The following is a 21,056-nucleotide window of genomic DNA, read 5'->3' as shown; positions in this document are numbered from 1 at the left end:
AGGGCTCAGGACTCAGGGCTCAGGGACGAAGGCCCGAAGGCCCAAGGCCCTCAAGAGTTCAGCTTCATCGTGATCGCGTCCACATCGTAAACGCACCCGCCCCAGGTGCCGCCGCTGGCGGCCTGCAGGGCGGCCCAGAGGCGCGTCGCGGCGGGCAGCTGCGGGTGCGGGGCGAGGTCCGGATGCGGCTGGCGTGCGGCCAGGGTGTCGGCATCCGGCAGCAGCTCACCGCTGGCGGCGTCGAGGCGCACGAGATCGACCGTACCGGTGAGCGCCCGGGTGTCGATCAGCACCCGCACGAGGTCGCCGTCGCGCAGGCGGCCGAGCGGGCCGCCGGCGAGCGCCTCCGGGCCGACGTGGCCGACGCACGGGCCGGTGGACACGCCCGAGAAGCGGGCATCGGTGATGAGCGGCGTGCCCTTGAATGCGGGCAGGTGCTTCAGGGCGGAGGTCACCTGGTAGACCTCCTCCATTCCGGTACCCATCGGGCCGATGCCGGCCACCACGACCACCTCGCCGGGCTTCAGCGCGGTCTCGGGATCGTGGCCCTTGATGGCCGCGATCGCCGCCTTCTCGCTCGTGAACACGCGCGCCGGCCCGGTGTGCCGGAACACGCCGTCATCGCCGAGCAGGTCGCGGGCGATGGCGGTGCTCTTGACGATCGCGCCCTCGGGCGCGAGCGTTCCCCGCATGAAGCACACGGTGCTCGACAGGCCGGCGGCCGCGGCCGACGACGGCGGCATGATGACGCGGTCCGGGTCGACGCCGTCGCGGTCGCGCAGGATGGTGCGGCAGCGCACCCGTCGCTCGCTCTGCGCCCACCAGTCCAGCACGGCATCGAGGGTGAGGCCACTGGCGGTCGGCACGCTGGTGTCGAGCAGGCCGAGCGCCCGCAGGTGCAGCAGGACCTCCGGGACGCCACCGGCGAGGTGCACGCGGACGGTCGGATGCGGGCCCGCCGGCAAGGCGTCGACCAGCCGCGGCACGGCGCGGTTGACCGCCATCCAGTCCTCGATCGACGGCCGTCGGATGCCGGCCGCATGGGCGATGGCCGGCACGTGCAGCAGCAGGTTGGTCGAGCCGCCGAAGGCCGCATGCGCGACCATCGCATTGCGGATCGATGCCTCGGTGACCAGCGTGCGCGCCGACCATCCGAGCGCACGCTGCGCCTGCAGGCCATGCACGGCACGCGCGGCGCCGTCGAGCCAGATCGGCTGCCCGGAGGGCGCCAGCGCGCTGTGCACCGGGGCGAGCCCGATGGCCTCGGCCACCACCTGGGCCGACGCCGCCGTGCCGAGGAACTGGCACCCGCCGCCTGGTGAGGCACACGCACGGCAACCGAGCGCCGCAGCCTCCTCGAGCGAGATCAGGCCGTGCGAAAAGCGCGCGCCGATGGTCTGGATGGTGCCGGCGTCCTCGCCGCGGTCGGAGGGCAGGGTGACGCCTCCGGGCACGATGGCCACCGGCAGGTCGCCGGCCCCCGCGATCGCCATGAGCATCGCCGGCAGGCCCTTGTCGCACGTGGCCACGCCCAGCACGGCCGAACGCGTCGGCAGCGACCGGATCAATCGCCCGAGCACGGTTGCCGCGTCGTTGCGGTACGGCAGGCTGTCGAACATGCCGGGCGTGCCCTGCGAGCGGCCATCGCACGGGTCGGTGCAGAAGCCGGCGAACGGCGTCCACCCGGTGGCGCGACAGGTCAGGGCTGCCTCACGCATGAGGAGGCCCACTTCCCAGTGCCCGGTGTGGTAGCCGAGGGCCAGCGGCGTGCCGTCGGGCTCGCGCATGCCGCCCAGGGTGCTGAGGAGCAGCGCCTGGGGCTGGCGCACCGCGTCTGGCGCCCACCCCATGCCGACGTCGAGCGACCAGCCGAAGAGGTCGCCACTCGGCTTGTCGCGCAGGTCGTCGGGGGTGAACGGCAGCTGCCCCTCGGGACCGGGGGCAGCCGTGGTGATGTCGTAGATCGCGGCGACGCCGCGATCGAGGGCGAGGGGGACGGAAGGCGTGGACACCTTCCGTCGATGCTACTGCGAGTCGGGCCTCGCTAGCGCACGGCGGCCGACGCCGAGGTGCCGGCAGCCGGGGCGGGCACCAGGCGCGCGATGCGATCCGGCTGGTTGAACGCGATGTAGATCGCGCCGTCGGGCCCCATCACCACGTCGCGCAGGCGGCCGACGTTCTTGAACAGGACCTCCTGCTTCACGCCGGTCGGCGTCAGCTCGAGGCGGCGCAGTTCCTGGGCGGCCAGCGAGCCGAGGATCAGGTTCCCCTTCCACTGCGGGAACTTCGTCCCCGTGTAGAACCCGATGGACGACACCGCGATGGACGGCACCCAGTACGTGAGCGGCTGCTCCATCCCCGGCGCGGCGGTCTTGTCGGTCATCGGCGTGCCGTTGTAGTTCATCCCGTAGGTGATCACCGGCCAGCCGTAGTTCTTGCCCTTTTCCACGAGGTTCAGCTCGTCGCCGCCGCGCGGGCCGTGCTCCACGTCATACAGCGCGCCCGTCGTCGGGTGCATCGTGAGGCCCTGCGGATTGCGGTGGCCGTAGCTCCAGATGCTCTTGATGGCAGCGGCCTTGTTCGCGAACGGGTTGTCGGCCGGGATCGTGCCGTCCTCGTTGATGCGATGCACCTTGCCGTTGGGGCGGGTCACGTCCTGGGCGTCCTGCTGCTGGCCGCGCTCGCCGATCGAGAAGAACACGTGGCCCTTGCCGTCGAACACGAAGCGCGAACCGAAGTGGACGTTGCCCGTGCGGTAGGTCGCGGCGGGCGCCTTGAAGACCTGCTGGACGTCGGTGAGCGCGTTGCCCTTGAGCTTGGCGCGGATCACGGCCGTCATCGCCGAGTCGTTCTCGCCGGGATCGCTGTACGAGATGTAGATCCAGCCGTTCTTCGCGTACTGCGGGTGCACGCCGACATCGAGCAGGCCGCCCTGGCCCTTGGACCACACGGCCGGCACGCCCTGCACGGGTTCAGGCGCGAGCACGCCCTTGGCATCGGCGATGCGCAGGGTGCCGCCCTTCTCGGTGATCAACATCCGGCCGTCGGGCAGGAAGTCGAGGCCCCACGGCGTGTTCACGCCCTCGAGGACCGTCTCGAGCTTGAAGGCGTGCTTCTCGCTCTGCACGGTGACGTTGGCGGCCGGCGCGGCATAGTTGGCGCCGGCAGCCCTGGCCTTTCCGGCGGTTTCGCGGATGTAGACAACCATCGCGCGGATTTCCTCGTCGGTCAGCAGGCCGCCGAAGGCGGGCATGCCGGTGGCGACGCGCCCGTTCTTGATCGTGGCCGCGAGCGAGGCGTCGTCACCGTTACCGGAGACCCAGGTGTCGTCGAGCATGCTGGGCGCCTGCGCGCCCTGCATGTTGGGCCCATGGCAGCTGGCGCAGACGTCGGTCCAGACCTTGGCGACGTCCTTCTTGGGGGGCGGAGCCTGTGCAAGCAGGAGGGGGCCGCCGACGAGCGCAGCGGTGCCCACAAGGAGAGCGGAAATGCGAAGCAACATCCCGACAGCGTAGCAGAACAGACAAGAGTAGAAGAGCAAAAGGGCAGAAGAGCAGAAGGCAGGCCGGGAAGGCGGAAGGGCCAAGGAAAAAGTCCTTCGCCCTTCCCGCCCTGCCTTCTTACCTTCTACTCTTCTTACCTTCTACCCTTCGCGATACCACTCCTTCACCGGCTCGTAACTGACGCCGAGGTGGTCCAGGGCTTCCTTCGGGGCGCCCGTCCACTTGGCGACGAAGGTGTTGCCCTTGTAATCGAGGTCGGCGATGCCGATCTTGCTGGTGAAGAAGCCGGTGGCCGTCAGGTCGCGGACGGCGCTGAAGAAGCGGACGCCGTGGGAGTGCTCGGGCCTGGCCTTGGCCGGGTACGCGAGCGCGTCGCAGATCTGGGTCTGCTGCGCGGCCGTGCACTTCACGAACGGCTGGCCGAACTGCTTGCGGCACTCGCTGTCGACCCACTTGATCCCGCCGCGCATCAGGAGCTGGCGGTCGGGCTGGTCGATCATCATGAAGTCGATGAACTCGGGCACGCCGGCGTCGCTGGCGTTTCCCGAGCGCTCGTCCTTCGGGATGATCAGGTTGGCGAAGGCGGTGACCGTCGCGTACTCGTGCGCGGTGAAGAACTTCGGCTTGTACGGTGCCTTGGCCGTCGCGGCGGCCTTCTTCGCGGTCTGCGCGTGCTGGTGCGCCTGCTGGGCTTCGGCCTCGGTCCACGCGATCCCGGCCATGGCGGGCGCGGTGCCGAGCACCTTGAGCATCTTGCGTCGATTCATGTCGTCCATGGTCGCGTCCTAGATCGAGAGCGCCTTGCGCTGGTCGGCGATGTACTCGCAGGTGCGCCACGCGAGCGCCATGATCGTCCACGTCAGGTTCTTGTCGGCCTGCGAGACGAACGGGCCCGCGTCGGCGACAAACAGGTTCTTCACCTCGTGCGCCTGGCAGTACTTGTTGAGCGGCGCCGCGTTCGGGTCGTCGCCCATGCGGACGACGCCGGCCTCGTGGATGATGCGGCCGCCGGCCGCCAGGCCGTAGTCCTCCTCGGGCCCGGGGATCCTGCCGAGGACCGTGCCGCCCATCTCCTCGATGAGCGCCTTGAAGGTCTCCATCATGTGACGGGCCTGCAGCCGTTCCTCGTCGCCGAACTTCCAGTGGAAGCGCGGCACGGGGATGCCCCACTTGTCCACCACGTTCGGGTCGATGTCCATGTAGGTGTCCTTGTTGGGCACCATCTCGCCGCGGCCGGCAAAGCCGATCGTCGCGCCCCAGAGGCGCCGGTACTCGTCCTTCAGGCCCTTGCCATACCCGCCGCCCGATCCACCGGGGTGGCGCTCGATGCCGCCCATGAAGCCGAAGCCCGGCATGCGGCGTCCGCCGCCCGGCTCGATGTGGTAGCCACGCGGGAACGGCAGCTTGTCCTTCACGTTGTGGAGCCACCACGGCATGTAGAGGTGCATGCCGCCGGTGCCGTCCTCGTTGTGATTCGGCATCCCGACCATCTTCGGGATGAAGCCCGACAGGCTGGCGCCGGTCGAGTCGGTGAGGTACTTGCCCACCGCGCCGCTGCCGTTGGCCAGGCCGTTCGGGAAGCGCGCCGACTTGGAGTTCAGGAGCAGGCGGGCGCTCTCGCAGGCGCTGGCCGCGAGCACCACGATCCGGCCCTGGACCGTCTTCTCCTCACCGGTCGTCGTGTCGATGTACGACACGCCGGTGGCCTTGCCCTCGGCGTTGCTGAGCACCTCGCGCGCCATCGCGCCGGTGACGATCGTCAGCTTGCCGGTGGCCATCGCCGGGGGCAGCAGCACGGTCGGCGACTGGAAGTTCGAGTGCGTCGTGCAGCCGCGCCCGCACTGCGCACAGTAGTGGCACGCGGCGCGGCCGTTCAGCGGCCGGGTGAGGATCGACAAGCGCGACGGGACGCAGGCGATCTTCAGCTTGTCGGCGGCCTGCTTGAAGTACAGCTCGTAGGCGCGCGGCAGGGGCGGCGGCTGGAACTTGCCGTCCGGCTCGTTGTGCAGGCCCGTCTGCGCGGCGTGGTTGGTGCCGAAGATGCCGACGAACTCGTCGAGCTTGTCGTAGTACGGCTTGATGTCGTCGTAGGTGATCGGCCAGTCGTCGCCGAGGCCGTCGATGCTCTTGCGCCGGAAGTCGTCCGGTCCCCAGCGCAGCGAGATACGGCCCCAGTGGTTGGTGCGGCCGCCCAGCATGCGCGCCCGGAACCAGTCGAACTGCGACCCCTTGCCTGCCGTGTACGGCTCGCCCGGCAGTTCCCAGCCCCCCCACGCGGCGTCGAACTCGCCGAACGGACGCTCGGTCGGCGCGCCGCGACGTGGCGACTCGTAGGGCCAGCCCAGCATCTTGCCGTCGCGCGCCTGGTCCCACTGCGGACCGGCTTCGAGCATGCACACCTCGGCGCCAGCCTCGGTCAGCACCTTGGCGGCAATCCCGCCGCCGGCGCCCGAGCCGACGACGACCACGTCGTACACCTTCGGGGAACGGATGACTTGCATCTGCGAGTGAGCCTCGTAAAGGGTCAGAAAAGTCCGGACATCCGAGTGTACCCCGACAGGCGCGGAGGGCGGGCGCGGTCGGAGACGGGGCCTACCTCGATGCCGGTTGCTGCTGGGTGACGCAGTGGATGGAACCCATACCCCAGACCAGCGGTTCGCACTGGATCGGCACCACGCGCCGGGTCGGGAAGAGGTCCTGGAGCATCAACTCGGCGTGCGCGTCGTTCTCGTGGCCATACATCGGGGCCAGGACCACGCCGTTGGCGATGTAGAAGTTGGCGTAGCTGGCCGGCAGGCGATCGCCCTCGGCCATCACGTGCCCGCACCCGGGCAACGTCACGATGCGCCAGGGCGAGCCGTCGGGCTGCCGCGACGCCTGGAGCCGCGCGAGGTTGTCGGCCAGCGGCTTGTGGTTCGGGTCGGCGGGATCGTCCTCGACCAGCGTGACGATCGTGTCGCGGGCGACGAAACGGGTGATGTCGTCGACGTGCCCGTCGGTGTCGTCGCCCTCGATGCCCTCGCCGAGCCAGATCACCTGCTGCACGCCGAGATACAACCGGAGGTAGGCCTCGATCTCGTCGCGCGACTTCCCCGGGTTGCGATTCGGGTTGAGCAGGCACTGCTCCGTCGTGAGCACGGTGCCGGCGCCGTTGACGTCGATCGACCCGCCTTCGAGGATGATGCCCGGCTCGAACTTCGGGATCCCGGCCAGCGCATCGAGGCGCGCGGGCACCGACGCATCGCGCATCAGCGACTCGTACTTGCCGCCCCAGGCGTTGAAGCCCCAGTGGTTGAACGCCAGTTGCCCGTCCTGCCCGAGCAGGAAGTTCGGGCCGTAGTCGCGGATCCAGGAATCGACGGTCTCGATCGGAATCAGCTCGAGGTTGGCCAGCACGGCAGGCCGCCCCGCGCAGCGCCGACGCACGTCCTCGGCCACGCCCTCGTCGTCGACGAGCAGGCACACGCGCTCGTGCGGCGTGAGCGCGTCGAGGAACTGCAGGAAGATCTCCTGCACCTGCGGCACCCGGTCGGGCCAGGTGACCGGGTCCTTCGGCCACGTGAGCCACGTGGCGGCGTGCGGATGCCACTCGGCCGGCATGCGGTAGCCGCGCGCGGCAGGCGTCGCGGCGCTTGCCGCGCCGGAGCCGGAGCGGTCCATCGGTGCTTCGAGAACTGGCGACGGGCGAAGGCGGGTCACGGCTCGATCAGCCGCTGCGTGATCGGCGCGTAGGCGTCGATGCGGCGGTCGCGGAGGAACGGCCAGTTCTGGCGCGTCTGCTCGATCAACGACAGGTCGCACTCCACCAGCAGGGTCTCTTCCTTGTCGGACGAGGCCCTGGCGAGGATGCGGCCGAACGGATCGGCCACGAACGACTGTCCCCAGAACTGCAGCGAACCCTCGAGCCCGACGCGATTGACCGAGACCACGAATACGCCGTTGGCGATGGCGTGCGCGCGCTGCGCGGTCTCCCACGCCGTGTGCTGCGCGAGGTTCATCTCCTGCTTCTCGCCCGGCAGCCAGCCGATGGCGGTCGGGTAGAACAGGAACTGCGCGCCCTGCAGCGCCGTCAGGCGCGCCGCCTCCGGGAACCACTGGTCCCAGCACACGAGCACACCGCAGTTGCCCCGCGACGTCTGGTGCACGCGGAAGCCGAGGTCGCCCGGCGTGAAGTAGAACTTCTCGTAGTACAGCGGGTCGTCCGGGATGTGCATCTTCCGGTACTTCCCCACCACGCTGCCGTCCTGGTCGAAGATCACCGCGGTGTTGTGGTAGAGGCCGGCGGCGCGCCGTTCGAACAGCGACGACACGAGCACCACCTTGTGCTTGCGGGCCGCCCTGGCCAGCACCTCCGTCGTCGGCCCGGGGATCGGCTCGGCGAGCTTGAAGAGCTCGGTGTCCTCGGTCTGGCAGAAGTACTGCGACCGGAACAGCTCCTGCAGGCACACGATGGTCGCGCCCTGCTTTGCCGCCTCGCCGATGCGGGCGATGGCCTTCTTCAGGTTCTTGTCCGGATCGGGTGAGCAGGTCATCTGCACGAGCCCGACGACGGGATTCGGCGTGGTCTTCTTCTTGGCCATCACACCTCACGCGTAGCCGTCGACCTTCAGGTCGATGGTCATCCTCAGTCGCGCTGCGCGTCGAGCTGAAGCTCGACGCCTACGTCGTTTCGTTACTGACCGTAGTATTGCGCGCGCTTCATCTTGAGGAACTCGGCCGACCGGGCCAGTTCGTCGAGGCCGTTCATGCCGTCCTCGATCGAGATCCAGCCCTGGTAGCCGACCGAGGCCAGGATGCGGAAAATCGTGTCGTAGTCGTTGAGCCCCTTGCCCGTCTCGCCGTGCTTGAGCGCCGCGCTGTAGCCCGTGCTGCCGTCGCCCTGCTTCAGGTCCTCGAGCGTCGCCCCGGGCGCGAGGTAGCGGTCGGAGGCATGCATGCTGACGACGCGGTGCTTCACCTTGTCGAGGAAGGTCAGCGGATCGTAGCCGCCGACCAGCGCGTTGGACGGGTCGTACTGGACGCCGAAGTTCGGGTGATCGATCTGCTCGATGATCTCCAGGAACACGTCCTCGGCCTGCGCAAACTCCGGGTACGTCCAGTTGCCGTCCTTGTAGTGGTTCTCCATGCAGAGCACGACGTCGCGTTCGGCCGCGTAGTCGAGCGACGCGCGGATGCCGTCCACGGTGCGCTGCACGCCCTCGGCACGCGACATCCCCGGGAGCCGCTGTCCGCTCAACGTGCGGCAGTACCGCACGCCGAGCGCCACCGACATGTCGATGGCGTCCTTCTGCCGCTGCACCTGGCGCTTGCGTTCCTCGGCATCGGGATGCGTGAAGTCGGGCGAGAAGCACAGGAGCGACGACACCTGCCCGGTCTCCTCGAGCACGTCACGCACGCGCCTGGCCGCGTCGGGACCGAGCGGCGCGAGGAACCCGTCGTAGTGCTCGATGCCCTCGCCACCGAGGGCCTTCGCATCGCGCAGCCACTGGAGATAGTCCATCCGGCCGGCACACAACTCGTCGAAGTAGCACTTGGGGAAGACGGAGATACGGGGAGGCATCAGAGACTTTGAAATTTGAAATTCGAAATTCGTGGGAGTCGGCGCCAGCCGACTACCACGCCGGCGGCGCGCCGACAGGGTACTGCTCGAGGTCCATCACCGAGCCAGTCACGCAGGCGGCCGCATCCGACACATAGTAAGCGACCGCGTAGGCGATGTCGGCTGGCTCGAGCAGCCGGCCGAACGGGCGCGTCGCGACCGCCTCGGCGACCCACTCGTCGCCCTTGCCCTCCTGCTCGCGCTTCACCTTGCGCTCGCCCTCGGTCAGCGTCCAGCCGGCGTTGATCTGGTTGACGCGGATGCGTACCGCGTTCAGCTGCGCCGCCGCGTTCTTGGTCAGCGTCTGCAGCGCGCCCTTCGACGCGGAGTAGGCCGTCAGCTTCGGCTCGCCGATGTAGGCGTTGACCGAGCCGACGTTCAGGATGGCGCCGCCGCCGCGCGCCTCGAGGTGCGGCACCGCGGCCTGCATCAGGACGAACGGCGCCCGCACGTTGATGGCGAAGATGCGGTCCCAGTCCTCCATCCGCGTGCTGCGGACGTCGCCGCGCGACGTGTCCGCGGCGTTGTTGACCAGGATGTCCAGGTGGCCGAACCGGGCGACCGTCGCCTCGACCAGCCGGCGGCAGGACGCCTCGTCCACCAGATCGCACGGCTCGAAGTCGGCGCGGCCGCCGGCGGCGCCGATGGCCGCGAGCACGCCCTGCCCTGCCTCCCGGGATCGCCCGGTCACCATCACCGAGGCGCCCAGCGCTGCCAGCTGGAACGCGATGCCCTTGCCGATGCCGGAGGTGGAGCCGGTCACCAGGGCGACGCGGCCAGTCAGGTCGAAGGCGTGCGGAAGGTTCGGACGGGTCGGATCGCTCATGACGTTCAGGGTGTGTCCTCGACAGGGTCGTAGACGCGGCGGACCGGCTTGCGTCGGCCAATGCCGCCGAGTACCTCGGTTTCGATGACCAGGCCGCGCGGCGACACGAGCGTGAACGTCTCCTCGATCGACAGGCCGTCGTCCAGGTGAGTCTCGCGCACGAGGCGTCCCTTCTTCCAGCGCGTCTCGGTCTCGACGACGCCGTTGACGGCCTGGTGCTTCTCCGGCTTGCCGTCGGTCCGGTACTTCACCGTGCGACCATCGTCGAAGGTGAACGAGATGCTGGCCGCGTCCTGCGTGATCGTCAGGCGACGCGACGGCTGCACCAGTTCGCGCACCAGGTCGGCGCGCTGCTTGCGCGCCTCCGGCGTCATGGGCGTCATCACGCCCGTGGAGCCGTACCCCCCGAGCGGGGCACGTCCGGCCGTCCCGAAGCCGCCGAGCGTCATCGGCCCCGAGTCGTCCGCGCCGTCGCCCGTGCCGCCGACGTCACTCGCCTCGGCGTTGTAGCGCCACGTGCCGGCGAGACTGGCCGGCGGCTGCGCGCCGAGGTGCGCGATGCCGAGCACCGCGACCAGCCCGAGACTCGCAAGGCGGACACGCATGAGGGGAGTGTGACACGGGGCGGCGCGAGGCCGCCCCCCGGAGTGCTGCCGAGGATTACCGTCGCGGGCCGTCGGGACCGTGCGGCAGGAGCACCGACTTGATGACCTGCCCGCTGTGCATGCCCTCGAACGCCTCATGCCAGTGCTCGAGGCCGGTGCGCAGGCCGACCACCTTGTCGGCGCCGGTCCGGCCGCCGGCCAACAACGCGATGACGCGCTCCCACACCGGGTAGTTGTGGCTGAACGAGCCGTGCAGCTTGACGGCCTTCTGCACCAGAGGATTGAGGTTGATGGGCACCAGGTCCGGGGACCAGCCCACCTTCACGACCGTCCCGTCCGGCTTGCACATCTGGAGGGCGGCATCGAGCGGCCGGCTGGCCCCCGACGCGTCGCACACCACGTCGGCGCCGAGCGGGTCGAGTCCGCGCACGACCTCCTCGAGCGACTGGTTGTCGACGTCGACCACGTGCGTGGCGCCGAGTTCCATCGCCACCTGCAGGCGCTGCCGGTCGGCCGCGCGGCCCGCGACCACGAGCGGGTACGCGCCGCTCAGCGCCGCCATCTTCGCGCACAGCAGGCCGATCGGCCCGGGGCCGAGGACCACCACCAGCTGGCCCGGCTTGATGTCGGCGTTGACGCACATCGACTGGTACGCCACCGCGTGCGGCTCCGACAGGCACGCCAGGTCGAAGGGCAGACTGTCGGGGATGTGGTGGAGGCAGCGGGCGGGCACCCGGACGTACTGGGCCATCGCGCCGTCGATGCCGTAGCCGAACCCCTTGCGGGTCGGGCACAGATTGTAGCGACCGGTGCGGCACATCATGCACTCGCCGCAGATGTAGGCGGCCGTCTCGCTGACGACGCGATCGCCTTCCTTGAAGGCCTTGACGGCGCTGCCGACCTGCGCGATGACGCCGCCGAACTCGTGGCCGAGCGTCACCGGCGCGTTCACCGGCCAGCTGTGCGTCAGGTAGGCCTGGTGGACGTCGGAGCCGCAGACCGACGCGGCGCCGACGGCGAGCAGGACGTCGGTCGGCCCGATCTCGGGAATCGGCACCTCCCGCAGCGCCACCTGCAGCGGTTGATCGAGGCCGAACTGCACGACGGCGGGTTGGAGCGCGCCCATCTACTTGCCCTCCGGGAGGCGCTTGCCATCAGCGCTCCACTTCTTCAGCGGGGTCTTCCGGATCTCGGTGCTGATCTCGCGCAGCACGGTGTGCAGGTCGTTGCTCGACGTCTTGAACTCGTTGGCGTCGATCACCAGCGGCGCGCCGAGGACGACCAGCGGCGCCCCGTGCGCGGGACATTCGATGGCCTGCGGAATCGTCAGGCCGCCCACCGCCTGCACCGGCACGTTGACGGCGTTGACGATGGCGTCGAGCTCGTCCATCGGGCTGAGCCCCTTGATCAGGCCGCGCTCGTCGAACCCGATGTGGTGGATGATGTAGTCGCACCCCAGCGACTCGAGCCACTGCGCGTTCTTCACGCGGTCCTCGGCCACCATGTTGTCGCCCATTACCCTGATGCCGTAGTGGCGCGCCGCGTCGACGACGCGACGGATGGTGGCCTCGTGCGCACGGCCCATCACCACCACGAGGTCGGCACCGGCCTTGGCCATCATCTCGGCCTCGAGGTAGCCACCGTCCATCGTCTTGAGGTCGGCCACGATCGGGTGGTCGGGAAACTTCGCCCGGAGCTTCTCGACGGCGTGCAGGCCCTCGGCCAGCAACAGCGGCGTGCCGGCTTCGAGCCAGTCCACCCCTGCCTCGACGGCGATGGCCGCCGTGTCGAGGGCTTCGTCGATGTTGGTGAGGTCGAGCGAGATCTGGACGATCGGGAACGTCAGCGAATCGAGGCGAGACACGCTGGCATTCTACTGAAATGCTGCGAGGCCGAGAACGGCCGACAATGTCGGGGCCCCCGAGGGCCTCCACATTGCCGGCATTGCCGGCATTCCGGGCATTTCAGGAAATCTTCTCTGCCTTGTATCCGCCCTTGCCCTTGTCGACCATGTAGATGGCGCCGAAGATGGCGACCAGCAGGATGGGCAGCGCCGACCAGATGGGCAGCACCTGCTCGGTGCCGTAGGTCTCGCTCAGCCAGCCCATGACGGGGCCGGACAGGGCGGTGGCGAAGCTCCCCGTCGCGCCGATCACCGCCATGCCGAGGGCGCCCGAGCGCGGGAACCGCTCCGACGTGATGCCGATCATCGTCGGCCACCAGAACGCGATGCCGACGGCGAACACGCCGGCCCACAGGAAGGCGGCCGTGACCGTCGCCGCGTGGCTGAACATGTAGAGCCCGAAGGCGGCCACGATCGACGTCATCGCGATCAGCCCGGTCGGCGCGATCTTGTGCGACACGTTGTGACCGAACTGGCGCATCAGGTACATCACCATGTTGATCCACACCACCTGCAGGATCCCGGCCTGCGTGGCGCTCTGCGTGACGCGGTTGAAGATGGTGGGAATCCAGCTGCCGGCGCCCAGCTCGGTGCCCGCGGTGAGGATCATGCAGAACCACACCAGGATGAACAGGGGCCGCGCCAGGTCCTTGAACATGTCGCCGAACGGCACACCGGCCGCCTCGCGCTCGGTCGCGGGGAACTTCTGTCCCATGAACATCGCCAGGTAGATCACCGACGGAATCAGCAGCGTGAGCGTCTTGGCCTTCCAGCCGAACCCGGCCTGCGTCATCGCGAACGCCAGCACCCCGCCGATGACGATGCCGCCCGGGAACCAGGCGTGCAGCGTCGTGAGCTTGGCGGTCTTGTTCTGCGGGTAGATCGTCGCGATGAGCGGGTTGATGGCGGCCTCGACGAAGCCGTTGGCGACCCCCACGACCACCGTCGAGAGGAAGAAGGTGGTGAAGTTGGTCGAGAACACGGTCAGCAACGCGCCGACGATGTGGCCCGCCGCGGCCAGGCGCATGATCGTGCCCATGCCGAGCAGGTCGCACAGCGGGCCGCCGAACAGGATCGACAGGCCGAAGCCCCAGAACGCCGCCGTGGCGACCCACCCGGTCTGCACGTCGGTGAGCGACAGGTCCTGCTGCACCTGGCCCAGGATGTCGCCACGGATGGCAAACGACATGGCCGTGGCGATGAGCGCGACACAGCTGGCGATGAAGAGACGACGTTGGTTCATGGCGATGCGCGAGGCCCCTTGCGTGTGACCAACCCTCATGGCCGCGCACGGGTCGCCCGCGCCGCCGGCCGGTGATTGTCCGATTTCGGGGCAAAGCATACAACGGCTTCCGCCTCCGCCGCGGCTTCGGCGGACAGGTCGTTGACGGCAGTCGGCAGTGGGCGGTCGGCAGTCCACATGTCGCCCTCGCGCCCTTCAGCGCTTCGGCCCCTGCCCCTTCGGCGTTCGGCGTCGAACGTCAAACGTCAAACGTCAAACGTCAAACGTCAAACGTCAAACGTCAAACGTCAAACGTTAAACGTTAAACGTTAAACGTTAAGCGTTATATTCCCCCCATGTCCTGGATCGACGACTACGTGCAATCGGGCAAGGCCCTCGACGTCACGGTCACCCTGAGCCCGCGGCTGGCGCCCTGGCCCGGCCAGGAGGTGTGGGAGTTCACGCCGCTGCTGCGGATGGACAAGGGCGACGTCTGCAACGTGTCGATGTACCGCGTGTCCTGCCACGCCGGCACGCACGTCGACGCGCCGTGGCATTTCGGCATGAGCCCGCAGACCGTCGAGTCGATTCCGCTCGACCAGATGATCATCCCGGCGCGCCTGCTCGACCTGACGCACGTGCAGACGGCCATCTCCAAGGCCGACCTCGTCGGGAAGATCGAGGGGGCGAAGGCCGTGCTGTGCAAGACGACCAACTCCGGCACGCTCGAGAGCGGCGCGCCCTTCAACACCGAGTTCGTCTACATCGCCGAGGATGCGGCGCAGTACCTGGTGGAGTGCGGGGTCCGGACGGTCGGCGTGGACTACCTTTCCGTGGAGGGCTTCCACGCCCCGGAGCCGGTGACGCACCGCGCCCTGCTCGGCAACGACGTGTTCATCGTCGAGGGGCTCGACCTGACGAAGGCGGCGCCAGGCGAGTACCTGTTCGTGGTGCTGCCGCTGAAGGTGGAAGGTGCCGACGGCACGCCGGCGCGCGCCGTGTTGTTGTCGTAGCGTCCGGGTAGGGCGCGGTCGCCGACCGCGCCCTGTTGATTGCGGCCGGGTGGGACACCCGGCCCTACCTGTGTAGCGCGACGCCTACGCCTGACTGCGCCGTTCCCGCGGGTACAGGACGATCGCCGTCAGGTAGCAGAGCGCAATCGCGACGAGCAGCAGTCGGTAACCGGTGATCAGGGCCAGGTACTCCCCCACCCCGCCGAGCATCGCCCCGAGCAGGTTGGCCCCGTAGGCGAACGCCACGTTGTCGGCCTGCTTCAGGCTGCCGCTGAACAGGAGCCCCGCGAGCAGCACCGGGCTGAACGTCAGCAGCGAGTAGAAGGCCGTCTCGGCGGCCAGCGACCCGAAGCCGATGCTGCCGATCGGCAGCGCGTACGCGAGCGCCAGCAGCGCCAGCAGCGGCACGCCCACCGCCCACGGGTTGATCCGGGGCAGCCGGCCGGCCAGCCACGCGCCAAGGCCCGCCATGACCAGGACGGACGCAATCGTCGCCGAGGCCACCACCCACGTGGAACCCCAGATCAGCGCAAACTGCGTGATCGCCTTGGTTTCGAGAATCATGAAGCCGGCGCCGAGCACGAAGAACGGCACCAGCGGACGCACCGCGACGCCGCCGGCCAGCGCGCCGACCGCGCGCAGGGTGGCCCCCACCGCGAGCACCGACACGACCAGCACGCCGAGCAGCGCCCACGCGTAGTGCGTCGGCAGGTGCGGCTCGCGCATGTAGAGGAACGGCCAGTCGTCGGTGGCCGGGCGGATGGACGCGTCGCGGTCGAGCGGCAGGCCGGGACTCACGACGTCGGGATGGTTGTAGGCGGCCACCTTCTCGGGCGGCGTCGGCCACTGCGCGATGCGGTGCGTGCCGGGCCCGGCGATCATCACGCCCAGGTAGCCGTGTTCCTTGTGGATGTGCACCTTCGGCTCCTCGCCGAAGACGTTGCGCGCCGAGTTGGCCAGGCGGTCGACGAGCCACTTCTCGCGGAAGTAGTTGTAGACGACCAGTACCCCGCCCGGCTTCAGGCGCTCACGCGCGGCCCGGAAGGCCTCCTCGGTGAACATGAAGCTCTCGAGCCGCACCGCCGAGAACGACGACTGCAGCGTCAGCGAGTCGATCAGCGCGAACACGATCAGGTCGTATCGTTTCTCCGCCGTCCGCAGGTAGTGCCGGGCATCGTCGTTGACCACCGTGACGCGCGGGTCCTTGTACGGGCCCTCGGGGTGGTACTGCCGGCCGAGCCGCACGATGACCGGGTCGATCTCGACGGCGTCGACACGCTTCGCGCCGTGCTGCAGCGCCGACGCGACGTCGGTGCCCGAGCCCGCGCCGAGCACCAGCACGTCCTCGAACGTGTCGCCGAAGACCGTGTACGGCCACTGGTAGAAGTATTCCTTCTCGCGGACCGGGGCCATCGACTGGTGGAAGATGTTGTTCACCTCCACCACCGTCTCCTTGCCCTGGGTGTGCGCCGTGATCTTGTAGTACGGCGACCACAGCGTGTCGCCCGACAGCTGGTGCGCCACGCCGAGCGGCACGCCGAGCAGGACGATGCCCGACCAGGCCCAGCGCGCCGGCTGCTCGAGCAGGAAGGGCACGGCCGCGAGGAACCCGAGCCCGAACCAGGCGACCGGCGGGAGCTGGAGCGCCGACACCGTGCCGAATGCGATGACGCCGGCCAGGCTGCCGGCCAGGTTGATCAGGTAGGCGCGCAGCGGCGGGTGCGCGTTCATCTCGCGTCCGAGGCGCTGCGCCAGCGTGACGAACAGCGCGGCGACGCCGATGCACAGCAGCGGCAGGAACCACGTGCCCTCGACCGGCACCACGGCGTCGGTCGTGCCGCTCGAGAAGTAGATGCTCTCGGAGGTCTGCGGAACCGCGATGTCGATGCGCCCCACGGCGACGACGATCACCAGGACAGCCTGCAGGAGCGGGAACCAGCGCATCAGGTTGGTGCGCAGTGGCGCCAGCAGGCAGCCGACCCCGATGCCCAGGAAGCTGGCCAGCAGGATGAAGTTCGAGAAGTACGCGAGCAGGCGGATGTAGGCCGGCATCCACCGGATGAGCGCGACCTCGAGGAACAGGACGAGGAAGGAGATGAGGAAGAGGGGCCAGGCGGCCCCTCGCTTGTCGCCCGCTACCATCCCAGGATGCGCGCGAACATCAGCGGCGCGACGATCGTCGCATCCGACTCGATGATGAACTTCGGCGTGTCGATGCCGAGCTTGCCCCAGGTGATCTTCTCGTTGGGCACCGCCCCCGAGTACGAGCCGTAACTCGTGGTGGAGTCGCTGATCTGGCAGAAGTAGCCCCAGAGCGGCACCTCGGGACGCTGCAGGTCCTGGTGCAGCATCGGCACGACGCAGATCGGGAAGTCGCCGGCGATGCCGCCGCCGATCTGGAAGAAGCCGATCGAGGACCGCGGCGCGAGGTCCTGGTACCAGTCGGCCAGGCTCATCATGTACTCGATGCCGGTGCGCACCGTGTGGACGTTCTTCACGTCGCCCGAGATGCAGTGGCCCGAGTACATGTTGCCGAGCGTCGAGTCCTCCCAGCCCGGGACGAACATCGGCAGGTTGCGCTCCGCCGCCGCCATCATCCACGAGTCCTTCGGGTCGATCTGGTAGCTCTCCTTCAGCACGCCGCTGAGGAGGATCTCGTACATGAACTGGTGCGGGAACAGGCGCGTGCCGGCCTGGTCGTGCGCCACCCAGCGCTCGAGCACGGCCGACTCGATGCGCCGCATCGCCTCGTGCTCGGGGATGCACGTGTCGGTCACGCGGTTCATGTGGCGATCGAGCAACGCCTGCTCGTCGGCCGGGGTGAGGTCGCGGTAGTGCGGCACGCGCTCGTAGAAGTCGTGCGCCACGAGGTTGAACACGTCCTCCTCGAGGTTGGCGCCGGTGCACGAGATGCCGGTCACCTTGCCCTGGCGGATCATCTCGGCCAGCGAGCAGCCGAGTTCCGCGGTGCTCATGGCGCCGGCGAGGGTGACGAGCATGGACCCGCCCGAGGCCAGGTGCGCCGAGTAGGCATCGGCGGCGTCCTTCAGGGCGGCCGCGTTGAAGTGCCGGTAGTGACGATCGATGAACTGCGAGATGGGTCCGGACATAGATGGTTTCTTGAAATTTGAACGTTCAAATTTCAAATTGCTGGATTTCCCGTCGGGGCGTCAGCCTAGGTGAGCTTCTCGGACTTGGCGTCGAAGCCGACGACCTTGTTCTTGCGATAGGCGGTGACGCCGCCGGCGATGGCCGCCATGGCCTTGTAGCCCAGGTCGGCGTCGAGGTTCGGCTTCTGCCGCGTGCGCATCGCCTCGAGGAAGTCGTCCATGTGCGGGTGCTCGCCACGCACGAACGGCTGCACCGGGATCCGCAGTTCCTCGGCCCCGGTCTTCTTCATGAAGTCGTCCTTGTAGTCGCGATCGGGGATCACGACCATCTCGGTGTTCTGGAAGGACTCGCTGTCCTCGGCGACCATGATGGTGCCCTGCGAGCCGTGGAACACCAGCGGCGCGCCCTTGCCGCTGGTCACCGAGCAGGCCAGCTGCATCGTCCAGTCGCTGTAGTCGACGTTCATGAAGAACGTGTCGGGCACCTCGCGGTCCTTCTGCACGTAGATGCCGCCACTGGCGGTGACGCGCAGGGGGAACTCCGGGCCGACGGTCATCAGGATGGGCGAGACCGTGTGGTAGAAGAGGTCGGTCGCGATGCCGCCCGAGTAGTCCCAGTACTTGCGCCACCGGAAGTAGCGCGCCGGGTCCCAGTCACGCTTGGGGGCGTTGCCGATGAAGGCCTTCCAGTCGAGGTTCGACGGGTTCGCGTCCGGATCGATCCTGTAGTTCCACTCGTTGCCGCGCTTGGTGCTGTTGCGCCCGAAGCCGCCCGACGCCCACACCACCTCGCCGATCAGCCCGTCCTCGATCGCCTTCTTCGCCTTGTGGAAGTGATCGAGGGAGGTGTACTGGCTGCCCACCTGCAGGATCCGCCCGTTGGCCTTGACGTACTCGGCGATCTTGCGCGCCTCGTCGACCGTGTAGGTCATCGGCTTCTCGAGGTAGACGTCCTTGCCGGCCTCGAGCGCCGCCATCGCGTGCGCGAAGTGCCAGTGGTCGGGCGAGGAAATCACCACCGCATCGATGTCGGGACGCGTCACGAGCTCGCGGAAATCGTGGTAGACGGCCTTCTCGTCGACGCCGTTCTTCTCGCGGGCGAGCTGCTTGCGCTTCTCCCAGATGTCGTTGACCGCCACGGCCTGGACGTCGCCCCGGGCCTTGTTGCGGTTCATCACGTGGGTGATGTGCGTGTTCATGCGGCCGCCGCAGCCGACGAAGCCGACGTTGATGCGGTCGTTGGCGCCGAGAACCCGGCTCCTGGCCGGCGTCGACACGGGACGCGCGGTGGCGCCGACCGGGGTCGCGAGGGTGCCGGCGGCAGCCACGGCGCTCGCGCCCACGGTGCGGATGAAGTCTCGTCGGGTGGTCGATGGGGTCACGTCGGACGGTCCTCTCTGAGGCGTGGCGGGGCTGGGGGCCGCGCCCGTGCGCCGGGCCGTGCGCCACCGGTGCGCCGGAGCCCTGGCGAAGGCGCATTGTATCCTCTTCAGGATTGTCTTCGCCCGCAGCCACGCCACCGCCAACCGCCGTCCCGGACGCCCCCGTGACGGCTCTGCAGGCGGTGCTCAGGCGCCTCGGCGCGGCGCTGCTGTCGCGCGACTTCCGGACGCTCTGGATCGGGGCCTTCATCTCCACGGTCGGCACGTGGATGCAGAAGGTGGCGCAGAACTGGCTGGTGCTGTCGCTGACCGGGTCGGCCTGGTACCTCGGGCTGGACTCCTTCCTGGGCGAGTTGCCCATCCTGCTCTTCACGCTGGTCGGGGGCGTAATCGCCGACCGACACAACCGGCGGTTGCTGCTCATCAGTTCCCAGTTCGTCCAGCTCACGGCCGCGGCCCTGCTGGCCGGGCTGATCTGGTTCGACATGGTGCGCATCTGGCACGTGCTGACGCTCTCGTGCCTCACCGGCCTGGCGCAGGCCTTCGGCGGCCCGGCGTACCAGTCGCTCATCCCGTCGCTGGTGCCGAAGAAGGACCTGCCCAACGCGGTCGCGCTCAACTCGATCCAGTTCAACCTGTCGCGCGTGGTCGGCCCGATCCTCGCCGGCGCCGCGCTCGGGGCGCTCGGGCTGGCCGCCTGCTTCGGCCTCAACGCGCTGTCGTTCCTCGCCGTCGTGGCCGCCCTGCTCCTGTTGCGCGTGCCGCACGTGCCACCGGCCTCCAGCCGGCCGATGCTCACCGAGATGCGCGGCGGCCTCGGCTACGTCAAGCGCAACCCCACGCTGGTCTCGCTCATCGTCGTGGCCACGGCGCAGACGTTCCTCGGCCTGCCGATGCAGACCTTCCTGCCGGTGCTGGCGCAGCAGGAGTTCGGCCAGGGCGTCGACGCCTACACGCGCATGATGTCGTTCTCGGGCGCCGGCGCGGTGGTCGGCGCGCTCGGCGTCGCCTGGCTCGGCCGCTTCGACGGGATGGGCACGGTGCTGCTCCGCCTGCAGGTGGTGTTCAGCGTGCTGATGATCGCCATCGCGTGGTCACGGCTGCTGCCCCTCACCTACCTGCTGCTCTTTCTGGCCGGCGTGTCGACCATCATCACGACCTCGTTCGTCACCTCGCTGGTGCAACTGGTGGCGCCCGACGAGATGCGCGGCCGGGTCATGAGCATCTACATGGTGGCCTTCCGCGGCGGCATGCCGCTCGGCAGCCTCGCGAGCGGCGCGCTGGTCACGAGCCTCGGCCTGCCGCTCGCCCTCACGCTCAACGGCGTCCTGCTCTGCCTGGCCGCCGCCTGGTTCCTCACGAGGAGGCACGGTGTCGTCCGCATCTGATCGCAGCCGCCTGATCCGGCTGGGCGCCATCGCCATGGCCTTCGGTGTCGCGCTGGGAGCGTTCGGCGCCCACGGCCTGCGCAACCGCCTGACGCCGGACCTGCTCGCCGTCTACGAAACCGGCGTGCGCTATCACCTGGTGCACGGACTGGCGCTGTTCATCGCCGCCTGGCTGATCGGCGACACGCCGGGAGATGGTAGGGCGAGCCGCGCCGCGCGCCTCGCCGGACTGCTCTTCGCGGTCGGCATCCTGCTCTTCTCCGGCAGTCTCTACCTGCTCGCCCTGACCGGCGTGAGGACGTTCGGCGCGATCACCCCGCTCGGCGGCGTGGCGTGGATCGCCGCGTGGACGATCCTCGCGCTGCGCGTGCGCTGGTAATTTGAAATTGGAAATCTGAAATTGTCGCGGGCGACGGCCTTCGGCCTGTCGCCCTCGCAACATCTCGAGCGGCAAGGCCGACAGGCCGGCCGCCGATCAATTTCGAATTTCCAATATCAAATTGCC

18 protein-coding genes are annotated in these 21,056 nt (G+C 68.8%); 3 read left to right on the top strand and 15 right to left on the bottom strand.

All coding sequences use genetic code 11. From position 1 onward, the window contains the following. Positions 1-50: 50 nt before the first annotated feature. The 12 genes from TBR22_RS10810 to TBR22_RS10755 all read right to left on the bottom strand — a co-directional run bounded on the left by TBR22_RS10810 (position 51) and on the right by TBR22_RS10755 (position 13,679). The gene (locus TBR22_RS10810; protein ID WP_239492993.1) at positions 51-2,012 is read right to left on the bottom strand and encodes a YjhG/YagF family D-xylonate dehydratase; all 1,962 of its coding nucleotides are present in this window, start codon (positions 2,010-2,012) and stop codon (positions 51-53) included. A gap of 32 nt (positions 2,013-2,044) precedes the next feature. Next, positions 2,045-3,502, bottom strand: a complete 1,458-nt coding sequence (locus tag TBR22_RS10805) for a PQQ-dependent sugar dehydrogenase (RefSeq protein WP_239492992.1) — start codon at positions 3,500-3,502, stop codon at positions 2,045-2,047. Between the two features lie 141 nt (positions 3,503-3,643). Next, the gene (locus TBR22_RS10800; RefSeq protein ID WP_239492991.1) at positions 3,644-4,279 is read right to left on the bottom strand and encodes a gluconate 2-dehydrogenase subunit 3 family protein; all 636 of its coding nucleotides are present in this window, start codon (positions 4,277-4,279) and stop codon (positions 3,644-3,646) included. A gap of 9 nt (positions 4,280-4,288) precedes the next feature. Next, the gene (locus TBR22_RS10795) at positions 4,289-6,004 is read right to left on the bottom strand and encodes a GMC oxidoreductase (protein ID WP_239492990.1); all 1,716 of its coding nucleotides are present in this window, start codon (positions 6,002-6,004) and stop codon (positions 4,289-4,291) included. 91 nt (positions 6,005-6,095) lie between these two features. After that, positions 6,096-7,202, bottom strand: coding sequence for an agmatine/peptidylarginine deiminase (locus TBR22_RS10790; RefSeq protein WP_239492989.1), 1,107 nt, complete (start codon positions 7,200-7,202; stop codon positions 6,096-6,098). Further along, positions 7,199-8,083 (bottom strand): carbon-nitrogen hydrolase, encoded by an 885-nt coding sequence (locus TBR22_RS10785; protein ID WP_239492988.1) that lies wholly within the window; start codon positions 8,081-8,083, stop codon positions 7,199-7,201. Before TBR22_RS10785 ends, TBR22_RS10790 begins: the two co-directional genes overlap by 4 nt. 92 nt (positions 8,084-8,175) lie before the next feature. Beyond that, entirely contained in the window at positions 8,176-9,063 is an 888-nt protein-coding gene (locus tag TBR22_RS10780) for a sugar phosphate isomerase/epimerase (protein ID WP_239492987.1), read from the bottom strand. A gap of 52 nt (positions 9,064-9,115) precedes the next feature. After that, the gene (locus TBR22_RS10775; RefSeq protein ID WP_239492986.1) at positions 9,116-9,928 is read right to left on the bottom strand and encodes an oxidoreductase; all 813 of its coding nucleotides are present in this window, start codon (positions 9,926-9,928) and stop codon (positions 9,116-9,118) included. A gap of 5 nt (positions 9,929-9,933) precedes the next feature. Then, entirely contained in the window at positions 9,934-10,533 is a 600-nt protein-coding gene (locus TBR22_RS10770; RefSeq protein ID WP_239492985.1) for a hypothetical protein, read from the bottom strand. A 55-nt stretch (positions 10,534-10,588) separates the two neighbouring features. Next, positions 10,589-11,659: a zinc-binding dehydrogenase gene (locus TBR22_RS10765; protein WP_239492984.1), complete on the bottom strand. Its 1,071-nt coding sequence runs from the start codon at positions 11,657-11,659 to the stop codon at positions 10,589-10,591. Continuing rightward, positions 11,660-12,397, bottom strand: coding sequence for an orotidine 5'-phosphate decarboxylase / HUMPS family protein (locus TBR22_RS10760; protein WP_239492983.1), 738 nt, complete (start codon positions 12,395-12,397; stop codon positions 11,660-11,662). It lies immediately after the preceding gene. A 100-nt stretch (positions 12,398-12,497) separates the two neighbouring features. After that, positions 12,498-13,679, bottom strand: coding sequence for a sugar MFS transporter (locus TBR22_RS10755; protein WP_239492982.1), 1,182 nt, complete (start codon positions 13,677-13,679; stop codon positions 12,498-12,500). 335 nt (positions 13,680-14,014) lie between these two features. Here TBR22_RS10755 and TBR22_RS10750 point away from each other — a divergent pair, with 335 nt between their 5' ends. Beyond that, positions 14,015-14,671 (top strand): cyclase family protein, encoded by a 657-nt coding sequence (locus TBR22_RS10750; RefSeq protein WP_239492981.1) that lies wholly within the window; start codon positions 14,015-14,017, stop codon positions 14,669-14,671. 84 nt (positions 14,672-14,755) lie between these two features. Here TBR22_RS10750 and TBR22_RS10745 read toward each other — a convergent pair whose 3' ends face one another. From TBR22_RS10745 to TBR22_RS10735, 3 genes are all read right to left on the bottom strand, one after another. Beyond that, positions 14,756-16,813 (bottom strand): methyltransferase domain-containing protein, encoded by a 2,058-nt coding sequence (locus tag TBR22_RS10745; protein WP_239492980.1) that lies wholly within the window; start codon positions 16,811-16,813, stop codon positions 14,756-14,758. Further along, positions 16,807-17,781 carry a deoxyhypusine synthase family protein gene (locus TBR22_RS10740; protein WP_239492979.1) on the bottom strand — a complete coding sequence of 325 codons (975 nt, stop codon included), beginning with the start codon at positions 17,779-17,781 and terminating at the stop codon, positions 16,807-16,809. The genes TBR22_RS10745 and TBR22_RS10740 overlap by 7 nt, the downstream gene beginning before the upstream one ends. 65 nt (positions 17,782-17,846) lie before the next feature. Beyond that, positions 17,847-19,163: a Gfo/Idh/MocA family protein gene (locus TBR22_RS10735; RefSeq protein ID WP_239492978.1), complete on the bottom strand. Its 1,317-nt coding sequence runs from the start codon at positions 19,161-19,163 to the stop codon at positions 17,847-17,849. Between the two features lie 164 nt (positions 19,164-19,327). Here TBR22_RS10735 and TBR22_RS10730 point away from each other — a divergent pair, with 164 nt between their 5' ends. Together TBR22_RS10730 and TBR22_RS10725 are read left to right on the top strand one after the other, a co-directional pair. After that, positions 19,328-20,551: an MFS transporter gene (locus TBR22_RS10730; RefSeq protein ID WP_239492977.1), complete on the top strand. Its 1,224-nt coding sequence runs from the start codon at positions 19,328-19,330 to the stop codon at positions 20,549-20,551. 34 nt (positions 20,552-20,585) lie between these two features. Further along, on the top strand, positions 20,586-20,930 hold the full coding sequence (locus TBR22_RS10725) for a DUF423 domain-containing protein (protein ID WP_370651509.1): 345 nt from the start codon (positions 20,586-20,588) through the stop codon (positions 20,928-20,930). Positions 20,931-21,056: the final 126 nt, after the last annotated feature.

It is taken from the genome of Luteitalea sp. TBR-22, from assembly GCF_016865485.1.
Taxonomy (GTDB): Bacteria; Acidobacteriota; Vicinamibacteria; order Vicinamibacterales; family Vicinamibacteraceae; genus Luteitalea.
This window is presented reverse-complemented; position numbering and strand designations above follow the sequence as displayed.